The sequence below is a fragment of the Streptomyces sp. cmx-18-6 genome, assembly GCF_046548915.1.
GTDB lineage: Bacteria > Actinomycetota > Actinomycetes > Streptomycetales > Streptomycetaceae > Streptomyces.
In genome coordinates, this window is record NZ_JAEBEP010000004.1 from 139898 (window position 1) to 165496 (window position 25599).

Annotated in this window: 22 protein-coding genes; 5 read left to right on the forward strand and 17 right to left on the reverse strand. The window is 72.1% G+C overall.

From position 1 onward, the window contains the following. Positions 1-183: 183 nt before the first annotated feature. A complete protein-coding gene (locus tag ACLJPL_RS11330; protein WP_411080646.1) occupies positions 184-1659 on the reverse strand; it encodes a hypothetical protein in 1476 nt (491 codons plus the stop codon). Between the two features lie 456 nt (positions 1660-2115). Here ACLJPL_RS11330 and ACLJPL_RS11335 point away from each other — a divergent pair, with 456 nt between their 5' ends. After that, entirely contained in the window at positions 2116-2763 is a 648-nt protein-coding gene (locus tag ACLJPL_RS11335) for a bifunctional DNA primase/polymerase (protein ID WP_411080647.1), read from the forward strand. Between the two features lie 121 nt (positions 2764-2884). Here ACLJPL_RS11335 and ftsY read toward each other — a convergent pair whose 3' ends face one another. Then, positions 2885-4087, reverse strand: a complete 1203-nt coding sequence (gene ftsY, locus ACLJPL_RS11340; RefSeq protein WP_411080648.1) for a signal recognition particle-docking protein FtsY — start codon at positions 4085-4087, stop codon at positions 2885-2887. A gap of 324 nt (positions 4088-4411) precedes the next feature. On the opposite strand from ftsY, the gene ACLJPL_RS11345 reads away from it, so the two are divergent. After that, positions 4412-5392 (forward strand): LLM class flavin-dependent oxidoreductase, encoded by a 981-nt coding sequence (locus ACLJPL_RS11345; protein WP_411080649.1) that lies wholly within the window; start codon positions 4412-4414, stop codon positions 5390-5392. Positions 5393-5444: 52 nt separating this feature from the next. Here ACLJPL_RS11345 and ACLJPL_RS11350 read toward each other — a convergent pair whose 3' ends face one another. The 4 genes from ACLJPL_RS11350 to ACLJPL_RS11365 form a co-directional block, all read right to left on the reverse strand. Beyond that, a complete protein-coding gene (locus ACLJPL_RS11350; RefSeq protein ID WP_411080650.1) occupies positions 5445-6863 on the reverse strand; it encodes a sugar porter family MFS transporter in 1419 nt (472 codons plus the stop codon). Positions 6864-7068: 205 nt separating this feature from the next. After that, the gene (locus ACLJPL_RS11355) at positions 7069-10959 is read right to left on the reverse strand and encodes an AAA family ATPase (protein ID WP_411080651.1); all 3891 of its coding nucleotides are present in this window, start codon (positions 10957-10959) and stop codon (positions 7069-7071) included. Positions 10960-11310: 351 nt separating this feature from the next. After that, positions 11311-11523, reverse strand: a complete 213-nt coding sequence (locus ACLJPL_RS11360; RefSeq protein WP_003965973.1) for a hypothetical protein — start codon at positions 11521-11523, stop codon at positions 11311-11313. Between the two features lie 438 nt (positions 11524-11961). Continuing rightward, positions 11962-12243: an acylphosphatase gene (locus ACLJPL_RS11365; RefSeq protein ID WP_411080652.1), complete on the reverse strand. Its 282-nt coding sequence runs from the start codon at positions 12241-12243 to the stop codon at positions 11962-11964. Between the two features lie 169 nt (positions 12244-12412). Between ACLJPL_RS11365 and ACLJPL_RS11370 the strand changes: the two genes are divergently transcribed. After that, entirely contained in the window at positions 12413-13393 is a 981-nt protein-coding gene (locus tag ACLJPL_RS11370; protein WP_411080653.1) for a CAP domain-containing protein, read from the forward strand. Between the two features lie 74 nt (positions 13394-13467). Further along, complete coding sequence (locus ACLJPL_RS11375; RefSeq protein WP_411080654.1) at positions 13468-13854, forward strand: winged helix-turn-helix transcriptional regulator; 387 nt, start codon at positions 13468-13470, stop codon at positions 13852-13854. Here the strand turns inward: ACLJPL_RS11375 and mutM are convergent. From mutM to ACLJPL_RS11420, 9 genes are all read right to left on the reverse strand, one after another. After that, positions 13827-14687: a bifunctional DNA-formamidopyrimidine glycosylase/DNA-(apurinic or apyrimidinic site) lyase gene (gene mutM / locus ACLJPL_RS11380; RefSeq protein ID WP_411080655.1), complete on the reverse strand. Its 861-nt coding sequence runs from the start codon at positions 14685-14687 to the stop codon at positions 13827-13829. The genes ACLJPL_RS11375 and mutM overlap by 28 nt on opposite strands. 110 nt (positions 14688-14797) lie before the next feature. Further along, positions 14798-15625 (reverse strand): ribonuclease III, encoded by an 828-nt coding sequence (gene rnc, locus ACLJPL_RS11385; protein WP_411080656.1) that lies wholly within the window; start codon positions 15623-15625, stop codon positions 14798-14800. Positions 15626-15644: 19 nt separating this feature from the next. Then, the gene (rpmF, locus tag ACLJPL_RS11390; RefSeq protein ID WP_003965982.1) at positions 15645-15818 is read right to left on the reverse strand and encodes a 50S ribosomal protein L32; all 174 of its coding nucleotides are present in this window, start codon (positions 15816-15818) and stop codon (positions 15645-15647) included. Positions 15819-15820: 2 nt separating this feature from the next. Beyond that, complete coding sequence (locus ACLJPL_RS11395) at positions 15821-16429, reverse strand: YceD family protein (RefSeq protein ID WP_411080976.1); 609 nt, start codon at positions 16427-16429, stop codon at positions 15821-15823. A 266-nt stretch (positions 16430-16695) separates the two neighbouring features. Further along, the gene (locus ACLJPL_RS11400; RefSeq protein ID WP_411080657.1) at positions 16696-17841 is read right to left on the reverse strand and encodes a cell division initiation protein; all 1146 of its coding nucleotides are present in this window, start codon (positions 17839-17841) and stop codon (positions 16696-16698) included. A 99-nt stretch (positions 17842-17940) separates the two neighbouring features. Next, positions 17941-18420, reverse strand: a complete 480-nt coding sequence (gene coaD, locus ACLJPL_RS11405) for a pantetheine-phosphate adenylyltransferase (RefSeq protein WP_411080977.1) — start codon at positions 18418-18420, stop codon at positions 17941-17943. A gap of 26 nt (positions 18421-18446) precedes the next feature. Continuing rightward, a complete protein-coding gene (gene rsmD / locus ACLJPL_RS11410; RefSeq protein WP_403100369.1) occupies positions 18447-19031 on the reverse strand; it encodes a 16S rRNA (guanine(966)-N(2))-methyltransferase RsmD in 585 nt (194 codons plus the stop codon). A 118-nt stretch (positions 19032-19149) separates the two neighbouring features. Then, positions 19150-21417 carry an ATP-dependent DNA helicase RecG gene (recG, locus tag ACLJPL_RS11415; protein WP_411080658.1) on the reverse strand — a complete coding sequence of 756 codons (2268 nt, stop codon included), beginning with the start codon at positions 21415-21417 and terminating at the stop codon, positions 19150-19152. Between the two features lie 60 nt (positions 21418-21477). Beyond that, entirely contained in the window at positions 21478-23181 is a 1704-nt protein-coding gene (locus ACLJPL_RS11420) for a DAK2 domain-containing protein (RefSeq protein ID WP_411080659.1), read from the reverse strand. A gap of 256 nt (positions 23182-23437) precedes the next feature. Here ACLJPL_RS11420 and rpmB point away from each other — a divergent pair, with 256 nt between their 5' ends. Beyond that, positions 23438-23623, forward strand: coding sequence for a 50S ribosomal protein L28 (rpmB, locus tag ACLJPL_RS11425; protein WP_019762972.1), 186 nt, complete (start codon positions 23438-23440; stop codon positions 23621-23623). A 140-nt stretch (positions 23624-23763) separates the two neighbouring features. Here rpmB and thiD read toward each other — a convergent pair whose 3' ends face one another. Both thiD and ACLJPL_RS11435 read right to left on the reverse strand, forming a co-directional pair. Next, the gene (gene thiD / locus ACLJPL_RS11430; protein WP_411080660.1) at positions 23764-24573 is read right to left on the reverse strand and encodes a bifunctional hydroxymethylpyrimidine kinase/phosphomethylpyrimidine kinase; all 810 of its coding nucleotides are present in this window, start codon (positions 24571-24573) and stop codon (positions 23764-23766) included. 32 nt (positions 24574-24605) lie between these two features. Next, positions 24606-25577 carry a thiamine-phosphate kinase gene (locus tag ACLJPL_RS11435; RefSeq protein ID WP_411080661.1) on the reverse strand — a complete coding sequence of 324 codons (972 nt, stop codon included), beginning with the start codon at positions 25575-25577 and terminating at the stop codon, positions 24606-24608. Positions 25578-25599 lie beyond the last annotated feature (22 nt).

Below are 25599 nucleotides of genomic sequence, written 5' to 3' on the forward strand. Positions count from 1 at the left end.
GGGTCCGGTGCCCTGCCTACCATGCAGCCCACGCCGCATACGGTGCGGTTGAAACGCCGCCGGATCCCTCCGGGGGCCCTACGACGCGAACCGGCCACGGCGCTCCTCCGGGTGACCAGGCGATGGGGGAGCCGAGTCGGGCTGTACGGAGGGCGCGCCGCGGCCGGGGCCGGTGGGGCCGGGTCAGACCGCTTCGGCGGTCTCCGGCAGTTGTTCGCTGAGCAGGTCGGTGAGCCGGGCGACGTCGGCGACGTCCCCGAAGTCCCTGGCGGCGGTGTCGACGGTCTTGCGCAGCCGGGTGTTGACTCGCTCGGAGCGGACCTTCTTGGCGATCTTCAGGGCCTGTCCCGCGAGCACGGTGGACTGTTCGGGCTCGCGCTGGAGGAGGTGGACGGTGGCCATGCCGATCAGGTTGAGCGCGTAACTGCGCTGGTGCTCCTCGTCGTCGCCGAACAGCTCGACGGCCTTGCCCATGACGGGTTCGGCGAGCGAGGCGTAGGTGGGGCTGCGGCCGGCGACGTAGGCCAGGTCGCGGTAGGAGTGGGCGTTCTCCCCGTTGAGCTCGGCCTCGGAGAAGAAGCGGATCCAGTCGGGCTCGGGCTCGCCGTCCAGTCCCGCGTCGCCGAAGGTGTCCTCGGCCATCCGGACGGCCCGCTTGCACTTGCTGGGCTGGCCCATGTTGGCGTAGGCGCGGGCCTCCATCGCATACAGCATGGCCTGGGTGCGGGAGGTGGCGCAGTCGCGGCTGCCGTACTGGGCGAGGTGGATCAGCTCCAGGGCGTCGTCGGGGCGGCCCAGGTGGATCATCTGGCGGCTCATGCTGGAGAGGATGTAGCTGCCGAGCGGCTTGTCCCCGGCTTCCTTGGCGGCGTGCAGGGCGAGGACGAAGTACTTCTGCGCGGTGGGCTGGAGGCCGACGTCGTAGCTCATCCAGCCCGCCAGCTCGGCCAGTTCGGCGGCGCAGCGGAAGAGCCGCTTGGCGGTGGGGCCGGGCTGCGGTTCCTGCAACAGGTCGGTGACCTCGTGGAGTTGCCCGACGACGGCCTTGCGGCGCAGTCCGCCGCCGCACTGGGCGTCCCACTTCCGGAACATCTCGGTGGTGGACTCCAGCAGGTCCAGCTCCGGGCCGGAGAGCCGGGAGGGCCTGCGGGCGGCGGCCTCCGACTCCGGTTCGCCCGGGCCCTTGGGCGGCACGGGCACCAGCCAGCGCTGCATCGGCTCGATCAGGGCGGGCCCGGCGGCCAGCGCGAGCGAGCTGCCGAGGAAGCCCCGCCGGGCCAGCATCAGGTCGCTGCGGGAGAACTCGCTGAGCAGGGCGACGGTCTGCGGCCCGGCCCAGGGGAGGTCGACGCCGGACACGGAGGGCGACTGGTGGGCGGTGCGCAGCCCGAGGTCCTCGACGGCGACCACCGCGCCGAAGCGCTCGGAGAACAGCTCGGAGAGGATGCGCGGGATCGGCTCGCGCGGCTGCTCCCCGTCGAGCCAGCGCCGCACCCGGGAGGTGTCGGTGCTGATGTGGTGCGCGCCCATCTGTCGCGCCCGCCGGTTCACCTGGCGTGCCAGCTCGCCCTTGGACCAGCCACTGCGCACGAACCAGGAGCCCAACTGCGCGTTGGGGCGCTTCCCGGTGTCCGTCTCGCCTGCGCCGCTGCCACTCACTGGAACGCCCCCATCCCGCTGAAATCCTCCATCGCGCGAACCACTCGAACCACCATCGGAACGTCGTGCACCGGTGTCGTACGCACGGGAGTCGCCCACCATCGAACGCCGCCCGCCGTCGAACAGGAAATCGGGTTGCCCGCGGCATACCCGTGGCCGCACATCCTTCCAGGGTTCGTGTACCGACGGTAATCCTACGATCACCCCTCCCGCGAGGGGAATTGAGGAAACGCCACCATTCGCCACCCCTTCGAATGAACCCGACTGCCGCCCGGCGCGCTTGACTTGGGCGAGTACGACCGATGACGAGCGTACGGAAGCACTCAAGGGCGCACACGCCGTTCCGCACCACCTCGCGCACCACGGCGCACGCCACTCGATCGAGTGGCGGCGACGGAGGGTTACCCGAGCGCTCCCGGTCGTAACCACCGATGAGTCGGACCCGTTGGAGGGGGCATGGGCTTCACGATCGGCGGCATCCGTGAGAAACGTTCCGGCACACGGCGGCGCGGCCGCAGCGCCGAGAGCACCGCGGTGGCCGAGTACACAGGACTCTGGGGCTGGGCCGTCGCGCCCGGCGCCCGGGCCGAGGCCGGCGTCTGCTCCTGCGGGCAGCGGGCCTGCCCCTCGCCCGGCGCCCACCCGCTGGGCTTCGCCCGGGAGGTTCCGGCCGGCACCGGTCTCGACGGGGCCGCGGACGCCTGGGCCGAGACGCCGGGCGCTTCGATGCTGCTGCCGGTGGGCCGCGCCTTCGACGTCCTGGACGTCGCGGAGCAGGCCGGGCGGCGCGCTCTGGTGCGGCTGGAGCGGATGGGGGTGCCGCTGGGCCCGGTGGCGGTGACGCCGACCGCGCGGGCGCAGTTCTTCGTGGCCCCGGGAGCCGCCGCCGAGCTGCCGGAGCTGCTCTACCGCATGGGCTGGGACGACGCGGACCTGGATCTGCGGGCGCTGGGCGCGGGCGCGCACATCACCGCCCCGCCGTCCGACCTCGGCGGCCTCGGTCCGGTCCGCTGGCTGCGGCCCCCGGCGCTGGACACCGCCGCCGCTCCCCCGCAGGCACGGCTGCTGCTGGGGACGCTGGCGTACGTCTGCCACCGCTCCTAGGCCGGCCTGTCGTCAAGCCGCCGCGCGACGCCCGGCGGCTTGACGACAGGCCCGTACGGCGGACGGGCGGCAGGCTCCTCGCAGGAGCCGCCGCCCGTCCGCCGTACGGGACGATGACGCGTCAGTCCCCGATCAGCGCGTCCACGAAGGCCCCCGGCTCGAACGGAGCCAGGTCGTCCGCGCCCTCGCCCAGCCCGATCAGCTTCACCGGCACGCCCAGCTCGCGCTGGACCGCGATGACGATGCCGCCCTTGGCGGTGCCGTCGAGCTTGGTGAGGACGATGCCGGTGATGTCCACGACCTCCGCGAACACCCGGGCCTGCACCAGGCCGTTCTGTCCGGTGGTGGCGTCCAGGACGAGCAGGATCTCGTCCAGCGGGCCGTGCTTCTCCACCACCCGCTTGACCTTGCCCAGCTCGTCCATGAGACCGGTCTTGGTGTGCAGCCGGCCGGCGGTGTCGATGAGGACCACGTCGGCCCCCTCCGCGATGCCTTCCTTCACCGCGTCGTACGCGATCGACGCCGGGTCGCCGCCCTCGGGCCCGCGGACCGTACGGGCTCCGACGCGCTCGCCCCAGGTCTGGAGCTGGTCGGCGGCGGCGGCGCGGAAGGTGTCGGCCGCGCCGAGCACCACGCTGCGGCCGTCCGCGACGAGCACCCGGGCCAGCTTGCCGGTGGTGGTGGTCTTGCCGGTGCCGTTGACGCCGACGACCATCACGACGCCGGGCGTCTCGGCGCCGCCCTCGGTCTTGACCTCGCGGTCGAAGTCCGGGCCGAGCAGGGTGATCAGCTCTTCGCGCAGCAGGGCGCGCAGGTCCTCGGGCGTGCGGGTGCCGAGCACCCGGACACGCTCGCGGAGCCGCTCGACCAGTTCCTGGGTGGGGGCGACGCCGACGTCGGCGGTGAGGAGGGTGTCCTCGATCTCCTCCCAGGTGTCCTCGTCCAGGTTGTCCCGGGACAGCAGCGTGAGCAGCCCCTTGCCCAGCGAGTTCTGCGAGCGGGCGAGCCGGGCCCGCAGCCGGACGAGCCGGCCTTCGGTGGGCTCGGGGATCTCCAGCGCGGGTGGCGCGGGAGCCTCGACGACCGGGGCCTCCTCGACGGGCGCGGTGGCGTCCGGGAGGCCGACTTCGTCGATGGTGCGCCGCGCTTCGTCGCGCGGTGTCTCGGCCTCCTCGCCGACCTGCGGCTCGGCGGGAGGGGTGATGGTCGGCGTGCTCGGCGGCGGGGGCGGCAGCTTCCGCTTCTTGCGGCTGCCGACCACGAGGCCGCCGATCAGGCCGACAGCGACCAGGGCGATGACTACAGCGAGGATGACGATTTCCATAACCCGACCAGTATCGGCCACGAAGGGGGGAGAACCGCAGAAGCGGGAGGCTGTAACGGTACGCGTACGGCTCGTCGCAGCCCGCCCGCGCGCCGGTCCGCGCGCCCGCCCCCTGGCCCCGGCGGCCGCACGGGCGGCCCCGGGCCACGCCCGGGCCGGCTCCTCGGCCGCCACGCCAGAGGGCCCCGGCCGAGCGGACCGGCACGACAGAGGCCCTCACCCCGCTCCCCGCGACCCCTACCCTTCTGACGGAGCGTCAGCTACTGTGCGCCCCGCCCGCCCCTCAGGCGAGCCCTGCCCACCCGGCGAAAGGGGACGCCCGTCATGGCCTTCACCGTGGTCCGGTTCAATCTCGTCGATCCCGAAGCCACCCCCGTAACCCTCTCGGCCCGCTACCGCGCCGCCCTGGAGATGTCCGCGTACGCCGACGAGCACTCCGTCGACACGGTGCAGACCGAGGAGCACCACGGGGTGGCGAACTCCTGGCTGCCCTCGCCCTTCACCTTCGCCGGGGCCGTCTTCGGAGCCACCCGGCGCATCGCGGTGACCGTCTCGGCGGTCATCGGGCCGCTGCACGACCCGCTGCGGCTCGCGGAGGACGTCGCGGTGCTCGACCTGCTGAGCGCGGGCCGGCTGGTGACGGTCGCGGGGATCGGCTACCGCCCGGAGGAGTACGAGCGGGCGGGCGTGGAGTGGGGGCGGCGCGGCAGGCTCCAGGACGAGCTGCTGGAGACGCTGCTGACGGCGTGGACCGGGGAGCCGTTCCCGTACCGGGGGCGTACGGTACGCGTCACCCCGCGCCCGTACACGCGGCCGCATCCGCTCCTCCTGGTCGGCGGCAGCTCGCGGGCGGCGGCGCGGCGGGCGGCCCGGCTGGGGCTGCCGCTGTTCCCGAGCGCGCATCTGCCGGAGCTGGAGGCGTACTACCACCGGCAGCGGGAGGAGTACGGGACGGAGGGGTTCTGCATGATGCCGGCGGCCCGGACGCCGCTGCTCCATGTCTCCGAGGACCCGGAGCGGACATGGGCGCTGTACGGGGAGCACCTGCTGCACGAGGCGCGGACGTACGCCTCCTGGCAGTCGAAGGACATCCGCTCGGCGGTGCGCTCGGCGGCCACGACGGTGGCGGAGCTGCGCGCGGAGGGGGTGTACCGGATCGTCACGCCCGGCGAACTGGCGGCCCTGGACGCGGACTCCCTGGTGCTGCATCCGCTGTGCGGCGGGATGCCGGTGGAGGAGGGGTGGCGCAGCCTGCGGCTGTTCTGCGGGGCCCTGGAGACGCCGACCGCCCCGGCTCGGGGGTGAGCCGGGGCGGTGCGTGGGCATGAAGGGCGGTGCGTGAGCCTGAAGGAGGCGGCTAGCCCATCTCCTCCAGCGTCTTGCCCTTGGTCTCCTTGACGAACTTGAGCACGAAGGGGATGGAGAGCACGGCGAAGCAGGCGTAGATGATGTACGTCCCCGAGAGGTTCCAGTCGGCCAGGCTGGGGAAGCTCGCGGTGATCGCCCAGTTGGCGATCCACTGCGCGAACACGGCGACGCCGAGGGCGGCGGCGCGCAGGCGGTTCGGGAACATCTCGCCCAGGAAGACCCAGACGACGACGCCCCACGACAGGGCGAAGAAGAGCACGAACGTGTGGGCGGCGATCAGGGCCACCACGCCCTGGGTCTCGGGCAGCTTGCCGTCGACCAGGTCGGCGGAGAAGGCCCACGCCTCGACGGCGAGCGCGATGGCCATGCCGACGGAGCCGACGAGGGCGAGCGGTTTGCGGCCCACCCGGTCCACCAGCGTCATCGCGATCACGGTGCCGATGATGTTGATGATCGATGTGGTGAACGAGTAGAAGAACGAGTCGGTCGGGTCGACGCCCACGGACTGCCACAGCGTCGCCGAGTAGTAGAAGGCCACGTTGATGCCGACGAGCTGCTGGAACATCGACAGGCCGATGCCGACCCAGACGATGGGCAGGAAGAAGAAGCGGTTGCCGAGCAGGTCCTTGAAGGAGGACTTGTGCTCCCGGTGCATGGCGGTCTCGATCTCGGCCACGCGGGCGTCGAGGTCGACGTTCTTGCCCTCGACCTCTTCGAGGATCTTTCGTGCCTGCTGCTTCTTGCCGACCGAGATGAGGAAGCGCGGGGACTCGGGGATCACGAAGGAGAGCAGCCCGTACAGGATGGCCGGGACGACCATCACGCCGAGCATCCACTGCCATGCCTCCAGGCCCAGGATGTCGCCCCGCTGGTCGCCGTCCGCGATCTGCAGGACGGCGTAGTTGACCAGCTGGGAGACGGCGATGCCGATGACGATCGCGGCCTGCTGGAAGGAGCCGAGCCGGCCGCGGTAGGCGGGCGGGGAGACCTCGGCGATGTAGGCCGGGCCGATGACCGAGGCCATGCCGATGGCGAAGCCGCCGATGATGCGCCACATCGCCAGGTCCCAGAGCGCGAACGGCAGCGCGGAGCCGATGGCGCTGGCCGTGAAGAGCACCGAGGCGATCTGCATGCAGCGGATACGGCCGATCCGGTCCGCGATGCGTCCCGCGGTGGCGGCGCCGATCGCACAGCCGATCAGCGCGATGGCGATGACCTGGGCGAGCGTCCCGGAGCCGATGTCGTACCGGTCGCGGATCGCCTCCACGGCCCCGTTGATGACGGAACTGTCGTAGCCGAAGAGGAAGCCGCCCATCGCTGCGGCCGCCGTGATGAAGATGACATGGCCGAGGTGGTCCGGATGGGCCGCTCGGGCTCCGGACTCGGGTCCGTTCGCTGTGCTGGTCACGTGAACTCCTGATGCCTGGCCGCACGTCAGACGTGGTGGTGAGCCTTCTCAGTGGGGCACAACATCCGGCCCGCCACCACTTGAAGGTGAAATCAACTTTGCAGAGGTTATGCGTTCAAGTAACGAAGTCAAACAGCGGGTCGGAGCGACGTGTACCCCGGGGCGCCCAGAAGGTGCGTCGAAACGTTGATGATCGGGTAAAACTTCAGCGAAGCCGCTGACTGATGACCTTCGACACGCCGTCACCCTGCATGGAGACCCCGTACAGCGCGTCGGCGACCTCCATCGTCCGCTTCTGATGGGTGATCACGATCAGCTGGGAGCTCTCCTGGAGCTCCTCCATGATCCGGATCAGCCGCTGGAGGTTGGTGTCGTCGAGCGCCGCCTCCACCTCGTCCATCACATAGAACGGACTCGGCCGGGCCTTGAAGATGGAGACCAGCAGCGCCACCGCCGTCAGGGACCGCTCACCGCCCGAGAGCAGGGAGAGCCGCTTCACCTTCTTGCCCGGAGGGCGCGCCTCCACATCCACCCCGGTGGCGAGCATGTTGTCCGGATCGGTCAGGATCAGCCGCCCCTCACCGCCGGGGAAGAGCCGGGCGAAGACGCCCTCGAACTGGCGCGCGGTGTCCCGGTACGCCTCCGTGAACACCTGCTCGACCCGCTCGTCGACGTCCTTGATCACCTGGAGCAGGTCGGCCCGGGTCTTCTTCAGGTCTTCAAGCTGCTCGGAGAGGAACTTGTGCCGTTCCTCCAGCGCCGAGAACTCCTCCAGGGCGAGCGGATTCACCTTCCCGAGTTGCTGGTACGCCCGTTCGGCCGACCGCAGCCGCTTCTCCTGTTCGGACCGGACGAACGCCTTCGGCCGGTTACGCGGATGCTCCGGGTCCTCCGGCAGCTCCTCGCCCTCCGCCGCGGGCGACGGCGGCACCAGCTGGTCGGGGCCGTACTCGGCGGTCAGTCCCGCGGGCTCCACCCCGAGCTCCTCCAGGGCCTTCGTCTCCAGCTGCTCGACGCGCAGCCGCTTCTCCGCGCCCAGCACCTCGCCCCGGTGGACGGAGTCGGTGAGCTTGTCCAGCTCGCCCTTGAGATCGCGGCCCCGGCCCCGCTCGGCGGCCAGTTCGCGCTCCCGCTCGCCCTTGGCGGCCTCCGCCGAGGTGCGCTCCCGGTCGGCCCGTACGAGGGACACCTCGACGTGCGCCAGCAGCTGCCGGGCCCCCGAGGCGACGGCGGAGGCCACGGCCGCCTCGTGCCGCAGCCGGGCCCGGCGCTGCTCGGCGCGGGCGCGGGCCTCGCGTTCGGTCCTGGCCGCCCGGTCGAGCCCGTCCGCGCGCCCGGCCAGCGCCTTCACCCGCTCCTCGTGGGTACGGGCCTGGAGCCGGGCCTCCATCTCGGTCTGCCGGGCGTTGGCCCCGTCGGCGGCGAGCCGGTCCCGTACGGAGGTGTCGGGCTCCTCCTCGACCGGGGCCTCCTCGGCGACGAGCAGCCGCTCGGCCAGCTCCTCGGCCTCCTCCACCGCCCGCTCCAGGGCCTCCTGGGCCCGGGCGGCGGACGCGGTCATCCGCTCGGCCTCGCCCGCCGCCGCCCGGGCCTGCCCGGAGAGCCGGCCGAGCTGCTGGGCGACGCCCGACTTCTCCCGCTCGGCCGCCCGCCGCCGCTCCCCCAGCTCCTCGACGAGCGCGGCCCCCTGCCCGCGCCGCTCCCCCGCCAGCCGCTGGGCCCGCGCCAACTCCTCGCACCGCACCGCGAGGTCGGCCAGCTCGGCGGCGGCCTCGTCCACGGACGCCTGCACCTCCAGGAGACTGGGCGCGCCCGCGGACCCGCCGTGCGCGAAGTGGGCGGAGAGCACGTCCCCTTCACCGGTCACCGCGGTCAGCCCCGGCTGCGCGGCCACGAGCGCCTCGGCGTCCTCCAGGGTGGCGACGACGACCATGCCGTGGACGAGGCGGTGTACGGCTGCCAGCAGGGCGGCGGGGCCGGTCACCAGGTCGGCCACGGCGGGGGCGGCGTCCCTCTGCGGAGGGGCCGCGACGGTGCGGGCGGGGGCGTTCTCGGCTCCACCCTGCGGAGGGGCCGCGACGGCCACCTGCTCCGCACCGTCCGGCGCGGGCGGCGGAGTCACCGCACCGTGCGCCGCCTCCCGGACCTCCTGCCGTACGGGCTCGCCGGACTGCTCCGGTACGTGAGGGGGCTCCGGGTCCGCGCCGCCGGACTGGCCTGGTACGTGAAGGGGCTCCGGGTCCGCGCCACCCGTCTGACCCGGTACGAGGGTGGGCTCCGGGTCCGCGCCGCCCGACTGCTCCGGTACGTGAGGGGGCCGGACGCCCTCCCTCGCGTCGTCCTCTGCCGCCCCGCCCCGCGCCGCGTCGTCCTCCGCCCCGCCCCCCAGCAGCATCGCCGCGCGCCCCGCGTCCTGTGCGCGCAGCAGCCGGATCGCCTCGGCCGCCGTGGCCGGGTCCCTGACCGCCACCGCGTCCGCCGCGGCGCCGAGGGCGGCGGCGACCGGGACCTCGTAGCCGGACCGGACGGTGAGCAGTTCGGCGGCGGGCCCGAGGAGGCCCGTCAGCCGGTCCCGGGCGTCGAGCAGCGCTCCCGTACCGTCCTTGCGGCGCAGCCCCAGGGCCAGCGCCTCGTGCCTCGCCGCGACCGCCGCCCGCCTGCGTTCGGCGGACGTCGCCTCGTCGCGGGCGGTGCTGTGGGCGGCCTGGGCCCCGGCCAGGGCTCGCTTGGCCTCCTCGTGGCGGGCGGTCAGCTCCTCGTCGTCGGCGTCCAGCCCTTCGACCTCGGCCTTGAGCTGCTCGTACTCCTCCTGGGCGGTGACCGCGCGCTCCTGGGCCTCGTCGCGCGATGCGGCCAGCCGGTCGATCTCGGCCTGCGCCGAACCGGCCCGGCTGCGGGCCGCGTTGACCTGGCCGTTGAGCCGGGCGAGCCCCTCGCGGCGGTCGGCGATGGCGCGGGCGGCGTCCTTGAGCCGGCGCTCCTCGGCGACGAGCTCGCGCTCCAGGTCGGCGCGGTGGGCGGCGGTGTCCTCCAGGGCGTGTTCGGCCGCCTCCAGGGCCGCCGCCAACTCCGCCTCCTGCTCGCGGATGCGGGCGGCCTCGCGCTCCAGGTCCTCGGGGTCGCGGCCCCGGCGCTCCTCGGCGGGAGCTTCGGTGGCGCTCCTGACCCGGGCGTCGGCCAGCGAGATCGTGCCGCGTACCCGTTCGGCCAGCTGCGACAGCTCGTACCAGGTCTGCTGGGCCCGCTGGAGCCGGGGCGCGAGGCGGCGCACCTCGCCCTCCAACTCCGTCTCCCGGGCCTGGGCCGCCTTGAGCTCGGCCTCGGCCGCGTCCTTGCGCTTCTTGAGCTCGGCCTCGTCGGCGATCTCGTCGCGGAGCGCGTCGCGCAGGGTCACCAGGTCGTGGGCGAGGAGCCGGAGCCGGGCGTCGCGCAGGTCGGCCTGGATGACGGCGGCCCGGCGGGCCACGGCGGCCTGCCGGCCGAGCGGCTTGAGCTGGCGGCGCAGCTCGTCGGTGAGGTCCTGGACGCGGGCCAGGTTGGCGCCCATGGCGTCCAGCTTCCGCAGCGCCTTCTCTTTCCGCTTGCGGTGCTTGAGGACGCCGGCGGCCTCCTCGATGAAGGCCCGGCGGCCCATCGGGTCGGCGTGCAGGACGGAGTCCAACTGGCCCTGGCCGACGATGACGTGCATCTCGCGGCCGATGCCGGAGTCGGACAGGAGTTCCTGAATGTCCAGCAGCCGGCAGGTGTCGCCATTGATCTGGTATTCGCTGCCGCCATTGCGGAACATGATCCGGGTGATCGTCACCTCGGCGTACTCGATGGGCAATGCGCCATCGGAATTATCGATGGTCAGCGATACTTCCGCGCGGCCGAGCGGAGGCCGCCCGGTCGTCCCGGCGAAGATCACGTCTTCCATCTTGCCGCCGCGCAGGGATTTGGCTCCCTGTTCTCCCATGACCCAGGAGAGCGCGTCCACCACATTGGACTTTCCGGATCCATTGGGGCCGACGACGCAGGTGATCCCCGGTTCGAACCGCAGGGTGGTGGCGGACGCGAACGATTTGAAACCACGCAGGGTCAGGGCCTTGAGGTGCACGCCGCCGGACTCTACCTTTCACGCTCGGTTTCGGTGATGAAGGTGCAGGGCACATCAGACGGTAAGCGAAGGGCGGTAGGCCCGGGGCAGGGGGCGGCGCGGCGGGGGAAGGCAAAGAAAAAAGGGACGCCGAAGCGTCCCTGTAGATCTTGGTGCGGTCCTGCACGATCACGTATCGCCACGGCAACCGGATAGCGCGTTGCCGGTGGAACCGGACACAGGGCGGCCCCGTCGATCAGGGACCCGGTCTTCCGGTACGGCGATCCGTGACGCAGGACGGATCAGAGATGAAGAGATGTTTCGAGGCTGCTGAGCTCGTCCAGCCCGACCGGCCCGTTGCGGGCCCACCGGTCAGGTCAGTGCGGGCTCGCCCTGGGGTACGTCGATGTCGATGCTGTCGAGCAACGACTCCTGGTGCTGAGCGGCGGCGTTGAGCGCGTCGTTCTCGTCCTGGATCCGGTTGAGCTCGGATTCCAGGTCCTGGACGCGCTGCTGGAGCCGTCGCATCTCGGCGAGGAGTCGCGGGTCGGAACCGCCGACGTAACCGAGAAGCGCCTTTGCCATGATGGATGGTCCTCCACAATGAGTGACCGACCGATGCGGTGTGGGTCGTCAGGGGATCGCACCCGCGGTGTCCGGCAGGGCTCTGTCACCACTGCGGTTCTGCTGCATATCAGCTCTACCGAACAGCTAAGGTGCGCGGGGTTTTCAGCGTCTCACCAAAAAGTTTGACGGTCAACACGATCACACCCCGTAGAGCCAGGCGTCCCGGGGGCGCGCGGCTGGACGATCATGCGGCGCGGCTCTCCTGCGGGACCCCGACAGGTGTGGAGATCTTCGTCAATGCCGCAGCCTTGCACGACATTCCGCATCTGGCAACCATCGGCCCCCGCGGGGTCCTTCCGCAGGTCATTTCGGGTGCGGGGGTCCGAAGGGCCGCTCCGCGTCCGTTCGTCCCGCCGTGCTCACCGCGCCGGTCCGGGGCGTCGGCGCGAGCCCGTGTCAGCGGATGGCGAATCCCTCGTAACCGCCGCGCGGGGTGTCCCAGATCTCAGTGACTCCGTCCACGCGCCCGGGTGTGTCGGCGGAGCGCAGCCAATCCAGCAGACGGTGGCAATTGTCACGTGACCCCTCGGCGACGACCTGCACCCGGCCGTCGTCGAGATTGAGTGCAAAGCCCACGAGTCCGCCGATCTCCAATGCATTGGCCCTGGTGAACCAGCGGAAGCCCACTTGCTGTACTCGGCCGCGCACCCAGACGACCAGTCGTGCGTCTTCGTTCATGCCCGAACGCTAACGGGCCGAATGCTCCAGAAGCACGCCGCCCCCTTTGGCCCATGGCGTACAGTCCGGTCGCAATAGCCTCACCCGATCGGGTGAGTATCGAGATGAAGATCAACTGGTTATCGGGTGACGTCGCTGCGACGTCCGGAGTATCAGGAAGGCACAGCGCATGGGACGCCACCGACGATCCGCCGCAGGCCCCGCCGCTGAAGAGCCCGCGGCCGGCGCCGCTTCGCGACACCGCGGCACGCGCCGGAAGAAGAAGTCCGCGGTACCCGTGCGCACCGGGCTGCTCGGCGCCTCGGCCGCGATAGCGGTCGGCGCGGTCGCCGTGGCCTCAGGTCTGATCCCCGGTGGCGACACTGCCTACACCTCGGGCGGCCCCGCCGCCGACCAGGTGCGCTCCGGCGGCGGCGCCCCGGACCTGCTGACGCAGGGCGGCAGCTCCACCGAACCGGCCGACCGCTCCACCTCTCCCGCCGACCGGGGCAGCGGGCGCTCCCAGGCCCCGTCCGAGGCGGCCGCCGGCGCCCCGTCGCCGTCCACGACCCCGTCGAAGTCGCCCTCCACCCGCGCGTCGAAGACCCCGTCGAAGTCGGCCTCGTCCTCCGCCCCCGCCGAGAAGCCGGCCGCCGCGCCGTCCAAGGAGTCGAAGGCGCCCACCACGGCCCCGAAGAAGAGCACCGCCCCGCCGGCCAGGACCCCGGCCCCGCCGAAGACCTCCGCCGCCCCGCCGCCGCCGCCCAGCAAGAAGCCCTCCCCCTCGCCCTCCGACACCTCGGCCCGCGCCGAGGTGCTGGCCCTGGTGAACCAGGAGCGCGCGAAGGTCGGCTGCTCCCCGCTGACCACCAGCACCGCGCTGACCTCGCTCGCCCAGAACTTCAGCGAGGACATGGCGGCCCGCGGCTTCTTCGACCACACCGACCCGGACGGCGACACCCCCTGGGACCGCGCCGCGCAGGCCGGCGTGCAGGGACTCGCCGCGGAGAACATCGCCCGGGGCCAGGCCGACGCCCAGGCCGTGATGGACGGCTGGATGAACAGCGACGGCCACCGCGCGAACATCCTCAACTGCGACTACACGACCATCGGCATCGGCGTCCACGAGGGCGCCGGCGGCCCCTGGTGGACCCAGAACTTCGGCTTCTGACCCACGGCAGGACCCTGCTTGCGCCCGCACCGCGCCCCCTCCGGGTGAGCGCTGTGCGGGCGTAAGCTGCTGATATGGCCAGCGACACGGACGATCTCGCCTTCGACGTCTTCTCCCGGCAGTGCCCCTCGCGCACCACCCTGGAGCACGTCACCGGGCGCTGGGGCGGGCTGACGCTGGGCGCGCTGTACGAGGAGAGCCTCCGGTTCAACGAGCTGCGCCGCCGGGTCGACGGCGTCAGCGAGAAGATGCTCTCCCAGACGCTGCACGCCCTGGAGCGCGACGGGCTCGTCCTGCGGGAGGCGCAGCCGGTCAACCCGCCCCGGGTGGACTACGAGCTCACCCCGTTCGGCCGCGAGGTCGCGGGCAGGCTCATCGGGCTCATCGAGCTCGTCGAGGGGCGGATGGACGACGTACTGGCCGCCCGGACGCGTTACGACGAGACGCGCGGCGGGCGCTGACAGCGCGGGCAGAAGTAGCTGGACCGGTTCATCCAGGCGCGGCGGCGCATCGGCGTCCCGCAGCGGCGGCACGGCTCGCCCTCCCTGCCGTACGCGTCGAGCGAGCGGTCGAAGTAGCCGGACTCGCCGTTCACGTTGACGTACAGGCTGTCGAAGCTGGTGCCGCCCTGGGCGAGGGCCGCGTTCATCACGTCCCGGGCGTGGCCGAGCAGCTCGGCCGACCTGGGGCGGGTGAGGGTCGCGGTCGGCCGGTCGTAGTGCAGCCTGGAGCGCCAGAGGGCCTCGTCCGCGTAGATGTTGCCGACGCCGCTGATCAGCGACTGGTCCAGGAGCGCGCGCTTGACCGTCGTACGGCGCAGGCGCAGGGCCGTGTGGAAGGCGGCGTCGTCGAAGAGCGGGTCGAGCGGGTCCCGGGCGATGTGCGCGATGGTGTCGGGCAGGCCGTCCGGGGTGGTGTCGTGGAGCGAGAGCCCGCCGAAGGTGCGCTGGTCGACGAAGCGCAGCTCGGTGCCCAGCGCGTCGTCGAACCGCAGCCGGATCCGGAGGTGCTTCTCGTCGGGCGCGTCCGTGGGCCGCACCAGCAGCTGTCCGCTCATGCCGAGGTGGCCGAGAAGGGACGAGGCGGCCTCGTCGATCGGCACCCACAGGTACTTGCCGCGCCGCATCGCCGTGCCGAAGCGGACCCCGCGCAGCCGGGCGGCGAAGTCCACGCCGCCCGCCAGGTGCCGGCGGACCGAGCGCGGGTGCAGGACCTCGACGTCGGTGACGGTACGGCCGCTGACCCAGCGCTCCAGGCCCCGGCGTACGACTTCGACCTCGGGCAGCTCGGGCACGGTGGACCACTCCAGACACGACGACGGCAGTACGGGAGCACGGGACGGGCTCCCCGGGACAGGGAGAACCCCTCGGCGCGCGTACGCACCGAGGGGTTCGGGGTTCTGCTTCAGGCCGGAGCGGCGTCCGTGTCCGGCGACGGTTCGGCAGGGGTGTCGGCGGCCCCTCCGTCGACCGCGGCGGACTTCTCCGCGGCCTGCCGTGCCTCTGCGGCGGCGCTGATCTCGCGCCAGGCGGACTCGGCCGCCTGCTGCTCCGCTTCCTTCTTGCTACGGCCGGTGCCGGTGCCGTACGAGACACCACCGACGCGAGCGGCAGCGGTGAAGGTCTTCTCGTGGTCGGGGCCGGTCTCCGTGACGAGGTACTCGGGGACTCCGAGGCTCTCGCTCGCGGTGAGCTCCTGAAGGCTGGTCTTCCAGTCCAGGCCGGCGCCGAGGTTGGAGGACCTGTCGATCAGCGGGTCGAAGAGCCGGTGGACCAGCTCCGAGGCCGCGCTGAGGCCCTGGTCGAGATAGACCGCGCCGATCACTGCTTCCAGTGTGTCGGCGAGGATGGAAGCCTTGTCCCGGCCACCCGTGCCCTCTTCACCGCGGCCGAGCCGGATGAAGGAGCCGAGTTCGAGGCCGCGGCCCACTTCCGCAAGCGCACGCGAGTTGACCACCGCGGCCCGCAACTTGGCCAGCTGGCCTTCGGGCAGGTCGGGGTGGGTGCGGTACAGCGTGTCCGTGACCACCAGGCCGAGCACCGAATCCCCGAGGAATTCGAGCCGCTCGTTGGTGGGCAGACCGCCGTTCTCGTATGCGTACGAGCGATGGGTCAGCGCACGCACCAGAAGGGCGGACTCGAGGTGATACCCGAGCCGCCCTTCCAGAAGCGTGTGGGACGAGGCTGTGTTGACGTTGTCTGCCTGCTTCTTGGCGCTGGACAACTCAGACATCGGGCCTCTCACCAGCCGCTCAGACCTCGAGGACCTGGCGCTTGTTGTAGGTGCCGCAGCTCGGGCACGCAATGTGCTGGAGCTTCGGCTCCTGGCAACGCTCGCACGAAACCAGGGTGGGGACCGCAGCCTTCCACTGCGACCGGCGGTGGCGCGTGTTGCTGCGCGACATCTTCCGCTTCGGAACAGCCACGGCTACTTCTCCTGCTTCTCGTCGACGCCCGGTTCGGCGCCGCCCATGTTGTCCTTCTCGCCGTCCTGAACGGTCTCGGCGAGTCCTTGCAGTGCCGCCCAACGGATGTCGACGGCGTCGTGGTGGTGGCCCGGGTTCTCGTCCAGCCTGATTCCGCATTCGGAACACAGACCGGCGCAGGTCTCCTTGCACACCGGCTGCATGGGCAGTGCGAGCACTACCGCGTCACGCAGCACTGACTCGAGATCGAACAAGCCGTCCTCGAGGAAGAACCTGTCCTCGTCGTCCTCGGCGTCGTCGGCCGGGTCCGCAGGGCGGCCCCGGTCATCGGCGTCAGGGTACGAGAACATCTCCTGGAAATCCGCGTCGACCTCGATGGTCAGCGGCTCCAGACACCTTACGCACTCCCCTTCGGCGGTCGCACGGGCGGTGCCTGTGACAAGCACCCCTTCCATGACCGATTCGAGCCGGAGGTCCAGCTCCAGCGGCGCGCCTTCCGGCACTCCGATGACGCCGTCGATACCGAGAACCGGTGAACCGGGTGCGTCCACCGAGCGGGTCAGCCGCTTCAGGGCACCTGGACGCCGACCCAGCTCGCGCGTATCGAACACGAGAGGGTTGCGGTGGTCGAGGTGGCCGTTCAGGGCGTTTCCTGCTTTCGAATCATGGGTGTCGTGCTTGCCGCGAGGGGAGGGGTCGTCCACCGGTTCGTGGACGGACTGTTCTGTTCCGTGGACGAAACGGGCAGCCGAGATCACGGACCTGTGCGCGACCGAGGATTCAGGATACTGGACGGACCGCTCAGCACCCAATCGGACCAGCGCCCCGCGCCCGGACCGCCTCGCGGGGCCCGGCCGAGGTCAGCGGCCCCCTCCGGTCAGCGGCCCTGTTCGTAGCGGCGCAGCTGCTCCAGGTCGATCATGCTGGTGTCGAAGAGGCTGGTCTCGTCCAGCGCGCCCTCGTTCTGCTGGGCGGGCGCCTGGGGCTGCTGTTGCTGCTGCCAGCCGTAGTCCGGCTGGGCCTGCGGCTGCGGCGGGTACTGGTTCGGGTCGTAGGCGGACTGCTGGTACGCCGCGTACGGGTCCGGCACCTGCTGGTAGCCGTAGGGGTCCTGGGCGGACTGCTGGAGCGGCTGCTGCTCCTGGTAGCCGTACGACGTCTGCGCGTACTCGCCCTGGCCGTACTCCGCCTGCGCGTAGCTCGGCTCGGACTGCGGCGGCTGGGCCGGGTAGTCCGGCTGCCGCTCCTGGTAGAGCGGCTGCTGGGCCTCCTGCCGCGGCTGGGGGGTGGCGAGCTCGGCGAGGCCGGCCAGGTAGTCGGCGTCGCTGGTGTGGCCCTGGGCCCCGGCCGCGTCCTGGGCGGCCATGTGGGCCCCGAGGTCGTCGGAGGCGACCCGGCCGTGGAGCTTCTGCCGGCCGCGGCCGACCGCCTCCAGGGTCTTGGCGAGCACCGCCTCGAACGCGCCGAACTTGGCGTCCACATACGCGTCGGCCCGCTGCCGCAGCGTCTCCGGGTCGGCGCTGCGCTCGGGGGCCTCGGCGAAGTCGGGGTCCTGGTAGCCCTGCTCGTCCAGGCCCTGGCCCCGGCCGAGCAGCTTCTCGCGGCCGCGGTCCACCGAGCCGATGGTCTTGGTGAGGACGACCTCGAAGTTGGCGAGCTTGCTGTCGACGTAGTCGTCGGCCTCGGCCCTGACCTCCTCGGCCTCGCGGCGGGCCTCGGTCAGGATCCGGTCGGCCTCGCTCTGCGACTGGCGGGCGATCTCGGTCTCGGCGATCAGCGACGAGCGCTGGGCGTGGGCGGACTGGATGACCCGCTCGGCCTCCTGCCGGGCCTGCTCGGCGAACTGCTCCTGGCCGCCGATCAGCTCCTGGGCATGGGCGAGCGAGCCGGGCAGGGCCTCGCGCACCTCTTCGAGCATGGCGAGCAGCTCGGCGCGGTTGACCACGCACGAGGCCGACATGGGCATGGCGCGGGCGTTCCCGACCGCTTCGACGATCTCGTCGAGCTTCTTCTGCACGTCCACCGTGTGCTCGCCACTTCCTGCTGCTCTGTTGGAGACGGACGGGACGACTGTAAGGCCAGTCGGCTGCCGCCCGACACCTGGTGACGACCCGTCAGCGCTTCAGTGCTTGTCCAGGCGTTCCATGAGCGCTCCGTGGACGGTGGGCGGCAGCAGGTGGGAGACGTCGCCGCCCCAGGTCGCGACCTCCTTGACCAGCGAGGACGACAGGAAGCTGTACGTGGGGTTGGTCGGCACGAAGAGCGTCTCGACGCCCGAGAGGCCGTTGTTCATCTGGGCCATCTGGAGCTCGTAGTCGAAGTCGCTGACGGCTCGCAGGCCCTTCACGATCGCCGGGATCTCCCGCTGCTTGCAGAAGTCGACCAGCAGGCCGTGGAAGGACTCCACCTCGACGTTGCCGAAGCCGGCGGTGACCTCGCGGATCAGCTCGATCCGCTCGTCCACGGTGAACAGCCCCTGCTTGGACTGGTTGATCATCACCGCCACGTGCACCACGTCGTACAGCTTCGAGGCTCGGCCAATGATGTCGAGATGTCCGTTGGTGATGGGGTCGAAAGACCCCGGACAGACGGCGCGGCGCACTGTGATTCCCTCGCTCTCCGGTCCGGTCATCGTGCGTCTTCGCACGTAGCGGCGGCGCGACCGTACCAAAGCGTTCCCTCGCCGTAGCGACGGGCCCGCAGTGGCTCGAATCCGGCGGGCCAGCCGAATTCTCCGCCCCGGGTGCTGCGTTCCACCGTGACGAGCGCATCGGCTGTGAGCCACCCCTGAGCACGGAGTGTGAGCAGGATCTCGCGAAGATCGTCATCGGTGACGGCGTACGGCGGGTCCAGGAAGACGATGTCGTACGGGTGGGAGGGCGCCGGTCCTGTCACGATCTGCTCGGCTTTGCCGGTACGGACTTCGGCGCCGGGGAGGCCGAGCGTGCGGACGTTGTCCCGGACCGTGCGCACGGCCTTCTGGTCCGCCTCGACGAGCAGGGCGTGGACCGCGCCGCGCGAGAGCGCTTCGAGGCCGACCGCGCCGGATCCGGCGTACAGATCGGCGACGCGGACGCCTTCGAGGGTGCCGAGCAGCGCTTCCCAGGTGGAGAACAGGCCCTCCCGCGCGCGGTCGGAGGTGGGGCGGGTGCCGGTGCCGGGCGGTACGGCCAGGCGGCGTCCGCCGGCCGATCCGGCGATCACGCGGGTCATGGGTGTCCGGCTCCTCGGGGTCGTGGGCGCATCCAGGGGCTCGCGGTGGGCGCGTGCCGTGCGTCCGTCCACGATATGGCGTGCGCCCCGCACCGGCCCGTCCGCCTCTCCCCCGCCCTCACCCCTTGTCGAGGTACTCCTCCCGGTCCTTGTCGAGCAGCGCGGCCAGCACCGTGCGCAGCTCCGGCAGGTGCTCCAGCTCCGGGTCGGCGGCGACGACCGCGACGGCCTCCTCGCGGGCGGCGGCGATGACCTCCTCGTCGTCGATGACGGTGAGCATCCGCAGGGAGGAGCGCACCCCGGACTGGGCCTGGCCGAGCACATCGCCCTCGCGGCGCTGCTCCAGGTCGATGCGGGAGAGCTCGAAGCCGTCCAGGGTGGCGGCGACGGCGGAGAGGCGGGCGCGGGCGGGGCTCGCCTCGTGGGCCTCGCTGACCAGCAGGCAGAGCCCGGGGGCCGATCCCCGGCCGACGCGGCCGCGGAGCTGGTGGAGCTGGGAGACGCCGAACCGGTCGGCGTCCATGATCACCATGGCGGTGGCGTTGGGGACGTTGACCCCGACCTCGATGACGGTGGTGGCGACCAGGACGTCGACGTCCCCGGCGGCGAACCGGCGCATCACGTCGTCCTTCTCGTCGGGGTGCATCCGCCCGTGCAGCACCTCGACGCTCAACCCGGCCAGCGCGCCCTTGCGCAGCTCGTCCGCGATCTCCAGCACGGCGAGCGGCGGCCGCTTCTCCGGGTCCTCCTCGGCGGCCTTCTTCTTGCCCTTCCCCTTCTTCCCCTCGGCCTCCTCCACGTCGTCCCCGATGCGCGGGCAGACCACGTACGCCTGGTGGCCGTTCTCCACCTCCTCGGCGACGCGCTCCCAGGCGCGGGCGAGGAAGTGCGGCTTGTCCTTGGCGGGGACGACATGGCTGGCGATCGGGGAGCGGCCGGCCGGAAGCTGGTCCAGGACGGAGGTCTCCAGGTCTCCGAAGACCGTCATCGCGACCGTACGGGGAATGGGGGTGGCGGTCATGACGAGGAGGTGGGGCGGTTGCCTGCCCTTGGAGCGCAGGGCGTCGCGCTGCTCCACGCCGAAGCGGTGCTGTTCGTCGACGACGACCAGGCCCAGGTCGTGGAACTGCACCTTGTCCTCGATGAGGGCGTGGGTGCCGATGACGATCCCGGCCTCGCCGGTGACCAGGTCGAGGAGCGCCTGCCGGCGGGCCGCCATGCCCATGGAGCCGGTGAGCAGGACGACCTTGGTCCCCCGGCCCGATCCTCCGAGCGCCCGCCCGTCAGCCGACCGCCGCCCCTCATCGAGAGGCGCTTCGCGCCACAGCCCCCAGTTCTCGGCCAGCTCGCCCATCATCTCGGTGATGGAGCGGTGGTGCTGCTGGGCCAGGACCTCGGTGGGGGCGAGCATCGCGGCCTGGCCGCCCGCGTCGACCACGGTGAGCATGGCGCGCAGGGCCACCATCGTCTTCCCTGAACCCACCTCCCCCTGGAGGAGGCGGTGCATCGGGTGCTCGGTGGCCAGGTCGTCGAAGATCTCCTTGCTGACCTTCTCCTGGCCCTCGGTGAGGGTGAACGGCAGTTTGGCGTCGAAGGCGTCCAGCAGGCCGTCCGCGACGGGGCGGCGGGCGACGGCGGGGAGCTGGGCGTCCGCGTACCGGCGGCGGGCCAGGGCGACCTGGAGGACGAACGCCTCGTCCCACTTGAGCCGGGCCCTGGCGTCCTCCACGTCCGCCTTCGTCTGCGGGCGGTGCACCTTGAGCAGGGCCTCGGGCAGCGGGGTGAAGCCGCGCCCCTCGCGCAGGGAGGCGGGCAGCGGGTCGACGGCGTCCTGCGCGCTGGGCAGTACGGCGTCGACGGCCTTGGCGATCCGCCAGGAGTCGAGCTGCTTGCAGGCGGGGTAGATCGGCAGCAGCCGTCCGGCGAAGGCGTCGACGGCCTCGGTCGCCTCGTCGGCGTCGGAGGCGTCGAGCAGTTGGTACGTGGGGTGGGCCAGCTGCATCTTGCGGTTGAAGACGGAGACCTTGCCCGCGAACATCGCCTGGCGGCCCGGCAGCAGCTCCTTGTGCGGCTTGTGGACGCCGTGGCCGAAGAAGACCAGCTGGAGGCGGCCGCTGCCGTCGGTGAGGGTGACCTCCAGGCGCTTGCCCCGGCCGTTGTTGAACATCAGGATGCGGGCGTCGGCGACCTGGGCGAGCACCGTGACGTGCTCGTCCAGCGGGAGGTCGGCCAGCGCGGTCAGCTTGCCGCGCTCCTCGTACCGCCGCGGGTAGTGGTGCAGCAGATCACCGACCGTGTGCAGGTCGAGGTGTTCGGCCATCACCTTCGCGGTGGCTCCGCCGAGCAGCTTCTTGAGGGGTTCATCGAACGAGGACACGCGATCCATTGCACACCACGGCACTGACAACTGTCCGCCGGGCACGACGGGGCGGCAGGACCCGGCCGGCTACTCGACGCCGATCAGCAGCGGAGCCCGCTGGTGTCCACCCCGGTAGACGACCGTGTCCACGGCGAGATGGCCCTCGCGCACGTGTTCCTCCAGCGCGTCCGCGACCGCGTCGGGCACGTCCTCGCCCAGGACGAGGGTGACCAGTTCGCCGCCCGCCGCCAGCATCCGGTCCAGGACGGTGCGGGCGGTCGCCGCGACCTCCGCGCCGATCACGGCCACGTCCCCGTCGATCAGGCCGAGGATGTCACCGGCCTGGCAGACGCCGGCCATGGTCCACGACTGGCGCTCCGCGACGGCCAGTTCGGCGTAGCGGGTGGCGCCGGCGGCGGCGGTCATGGCGACGACGTCCTCGTCGAAGCCCCGGTCGGGTTCGTGGACGGCGAGGGCGGCGATGCCCTGGACGGCGGCGCGGGTGGGGACGAGGGCGACCCGCACCCCCTCGGTCCTGGCCTGTTCGGCGGCCGCGGCGGCGGTGTGGCGCAAGGCCGCGTCGTTGGGCAGCAGCACCACCTCACGGGCGTGGGCGCGGCGGATGGCGTCGACCAGTTCGCCGCTGGCGGGCGGTTCGCCGGGGCGGGCGATGAGGGTGGTGGCGCCGGCCTCGGTGCAGAGCCCGGCCAGTCCGTCGCCGGGGACCACGACGACGACGGCGCGCTGGGCGGGTTCGGCCTGGACGCGGACGTCGTGGCCGCTCTCGGTGGCGAAGTGGGTGATCCGGATCCGGTACGGCCGCCCGGCCTCGACGCCCGCCTCCACCGCCGCCCCCGCGTCGTCGACGTGGACGTGGACGTGCCAGAGCCCGTCGCCGCCGACCACGACCAGGGAGTCGCCGAGCACGTCGAGCCGGGCGCGCAGCCGGTCCACCTGTTCGTCGCGGGCCTCCAGGAGGTAGATCACCTCGAACGCGGGCCCGCCTCCCCCGCCCTCGGGGCAGTCGAGCGGACCCTCGGCCACGGGCCCGCCTCCCTCGGCCACCGGTACGCCCCCCACCGGCAGCCCCACCACCGACCCCCCGTCCACCGGCGCGGGAGCCCTCCCGGCCCCGGCGCGAGGCCCTCGTACGGGAGCCTGCCCGGTCACCGCCTCCACCAGCGCCCCCAGGACCGCGACCAGCCCCCGCCCCCCGGCGTCCACGACCCCGGCCCGGCCGAGCACGGCGAGCTGCTCCGGGGTCTTGGCCAGGGCGGCGCGCGCCCCCTCGTACGCGGCGCTCACCACGGCGCGCAGCTGCGGGTCCTCGCCCCGCGCGGCCTCGGCGGCGGCGGTGGCGACGGTGAGCACGGTGCCCTCGACGGGGTGGGCGACGGCCTGCCGGGCGGCGGCGGCGGCCCGGGCGAGGGCGAGGCGCAGATGGGCCGCGTCGCCCCCATCGGCGAGCACTCCGGCCATGCCGCGCAGCAACTGGGCCAGGATGGTGCCGGAGTTCCCGCGCGCTCCGATCAGGGCGCCGTGCGCCATGGCGCGTACGGCGTCGGCGGTGGCGGGCGCGGTGGCACCGGTCTCATGGGCGGCGAACACCGCTTCGACGGCGGCGGCGGCCGACTCCAGCGTCAGATAGAGGTTGGTGCCGGTGTCCCCGTCCGCGATGGGGTAGACGTTGATCGCGTCGATCTCCGCGCGCTCCCGGCCCAGGGCCTCCAGGGCCAGTGAGCACCACCTGCGTACCGCGACGGCGTCCAGATCGTCGGGGAGCTGCGGCACCGGTGGTCCTCCTTGAAGCGGCCGTGACGACGGGCTGCACCGCAGGTTAGCCCGGGTGTCGGGGCCCCGGTCCGGACAGGGGGGCGGGAGGCCGGTGGGTCAACCCGTGGTAGTTTCGTATCTCCGAAGCAGGCGTTGTATGCTGCTTCGGTTGCCCGATGAGAGTCGGGCCATTCCTCCGGTACCGCCACTTCATTCAATGATTCCGGCGCACCGGAATTCACTGTAAGTGCATCTGAAGTCTTTGGAGTGACCCGTGGCTGCCAACTGCGACGTCTGCGGCAAGGGGCCGGGCTTCGGCAACAGCATTTCGCACTCGCACCGCCGTACGTCCCGTCGCTGGAATCCCAACATCCAGCGCGTGCGTGCCGTGGTCGGTCGAACGCCGAAGCGGCTCAACGTCTGCACCTCGTGCATCAAGGCCGGTAAGGTCGCGCGCTGACGTTTGTCGTCGTTGCGCAGCCTTCCGGTTGCCCAAGAAGCCGGTCCACCCAGGTGGACCGGCTTTTTGCTGTGCCCGGCCGAGTGCGTTCAGCCGACCGCGTTCAGCCGACTGTGTCCAGCCGACTGCGCGGGGGCTGATCAGCCCGTGGTCCGGATCCGCCAGCCGTGGTCGACCGGGCCGATGCCGCCGCCGAGCGGGAATCCGGCCCGGATGGCCCCGGTGACGTACGCCTTCGCGCTCTCCACCGCCGTGGGCACGTCCCGGCCGAGCGCGAGTTCGGCGGCGACGGCGGAGGCGAGGGTGCAGCCGGTGCCGTGGGTGTGCCGGTTGTCGTAGCGGGGGGCGCGCAGCCACAGCTCCGTACCCCCGTCCGTGAGCAGGTCGACCGCTTCGCCGGGCAGGTGCCCGCCCTTGATGAGCGCCCAGCGCGGTCCGAACGCGAGGATCGCTTCGGCGGCCCGGCGCATTCCGTCCTCGTCGGTGACCGTGACGCCGGTGAGCTGGGCCACTTCGTCGAGGTTCGGGGTGGCTACGGTGGCGACGGGCAGCAGCTTCGTCCGTACGGAGTCGAGGGCTTCGGCGGCGAGCAGCGCGTCCCCGTGCTTGGAGACCCCGACCGGGTCGACGACGACGGGGGCGTCCGTGGCCGCGAGGAGTTCGGCGACGGTCTCGACGAGCGCGGCCGAGGCGAGCATCCCGGTCTTCACCGCCTGGACGCCGATGTCGTCGACGACGCTGCGGTACTGGGCGCGTACGGCGTCCACCGGAAGCTCCCACGCGCCCTGGACGCCGAGGGAGTTCTGTGCGGTGACGGCGGTGAGCACGCTCATGCCGTGCACGCCGAGGGCGAGCATCGTCTTGAGGTCGGCCTGGATTCCCGCACCGCCGCCGGAGTCGGATCCGGCGACGGTGAGCACGCGGGGCGGTACAGCGGTGCGTATGGGCATACGCAGCAATCTAGCCGCAGCCCCGCGGAGAACTAGTAGGCGTCCTCGATCGCGCCGAAGTGGTCCCAGCCGCCCTTGCGGGTCCAGGGCGCCCCGTCCACGGTGACCTGGGGAAGGGCGGAGGGGTTGAGGACCTCGCCGATCACCTTCCAGCGGGCGGGCAGTTTCACGTCGGCCGGGAAGGTCGCCACGATCGCGTGGTCCTCTCCGCCGGTCAGCACCCACTGGAGCGGGTCGACGCCCACGGCCTGGCCGATGTCGGACATCTGCGAGGGGATGTCGATGAGGCCGGAGCGCAGGTCGATGCGGACCTTGCTGGCCTCCGCGATGTGCCCGAGGTCCGCGACCAGCCCGTCGCTGACGTCGGTCATGGCGGTCGCGCCGAGTCCGGCGGCGGCCGGGCCCGCGTGGTACGGCGGTTCGGGGCGGCGGTGGGCCTCGACGAAGGCGCGGGGCGAGCGGAAGCCCCGGGAGAGCACGGCGTATCCGGCGGCGGACCAGCCGAGCCAGCCGGTGACGGCGACGACGTCGCCGGGGCGGGCGCCGGCGCGGGTGACCGGTTCGTGGTTGCGCAGGTCGCCCAGGGCGGTGATGGCGACGGTGATGGTGTCGCCGCCGACCACATCGCCGCCGACGACGGCCGCCCCCGCCACCTGGCACTCGTCGCGCAGCCCGTCCATCAGCTCGGCGGCCCAGGTGACCGGGAGGTCGGCGGGGACGACGAGGCCGAGGAGCAGCGCGGTGGGCACCGCGCCCATGGCGGCGATGTCGGCGAGGTTCTGCGCCGCCGCCTTGCGGCCGACGTCGTACGCCGTCGACCAGTCGCGGCGGAAGTGCCGCCCCTCCAGCAGGATGTCCGTACTGGCCACGACCCTGCGGTCGGGAGCGGCCACGACCGCGGCGTCGTCGCCGGGCCCCAGCCGTACCGCCGGAGTGGTGGTGAGCCGGGACGTGAGCTCTCTGATGAGCCCGAACTCCCCCAACTCGCCCACGGTTCCCTTCACCGAGTCTCACCTCTCATTTATC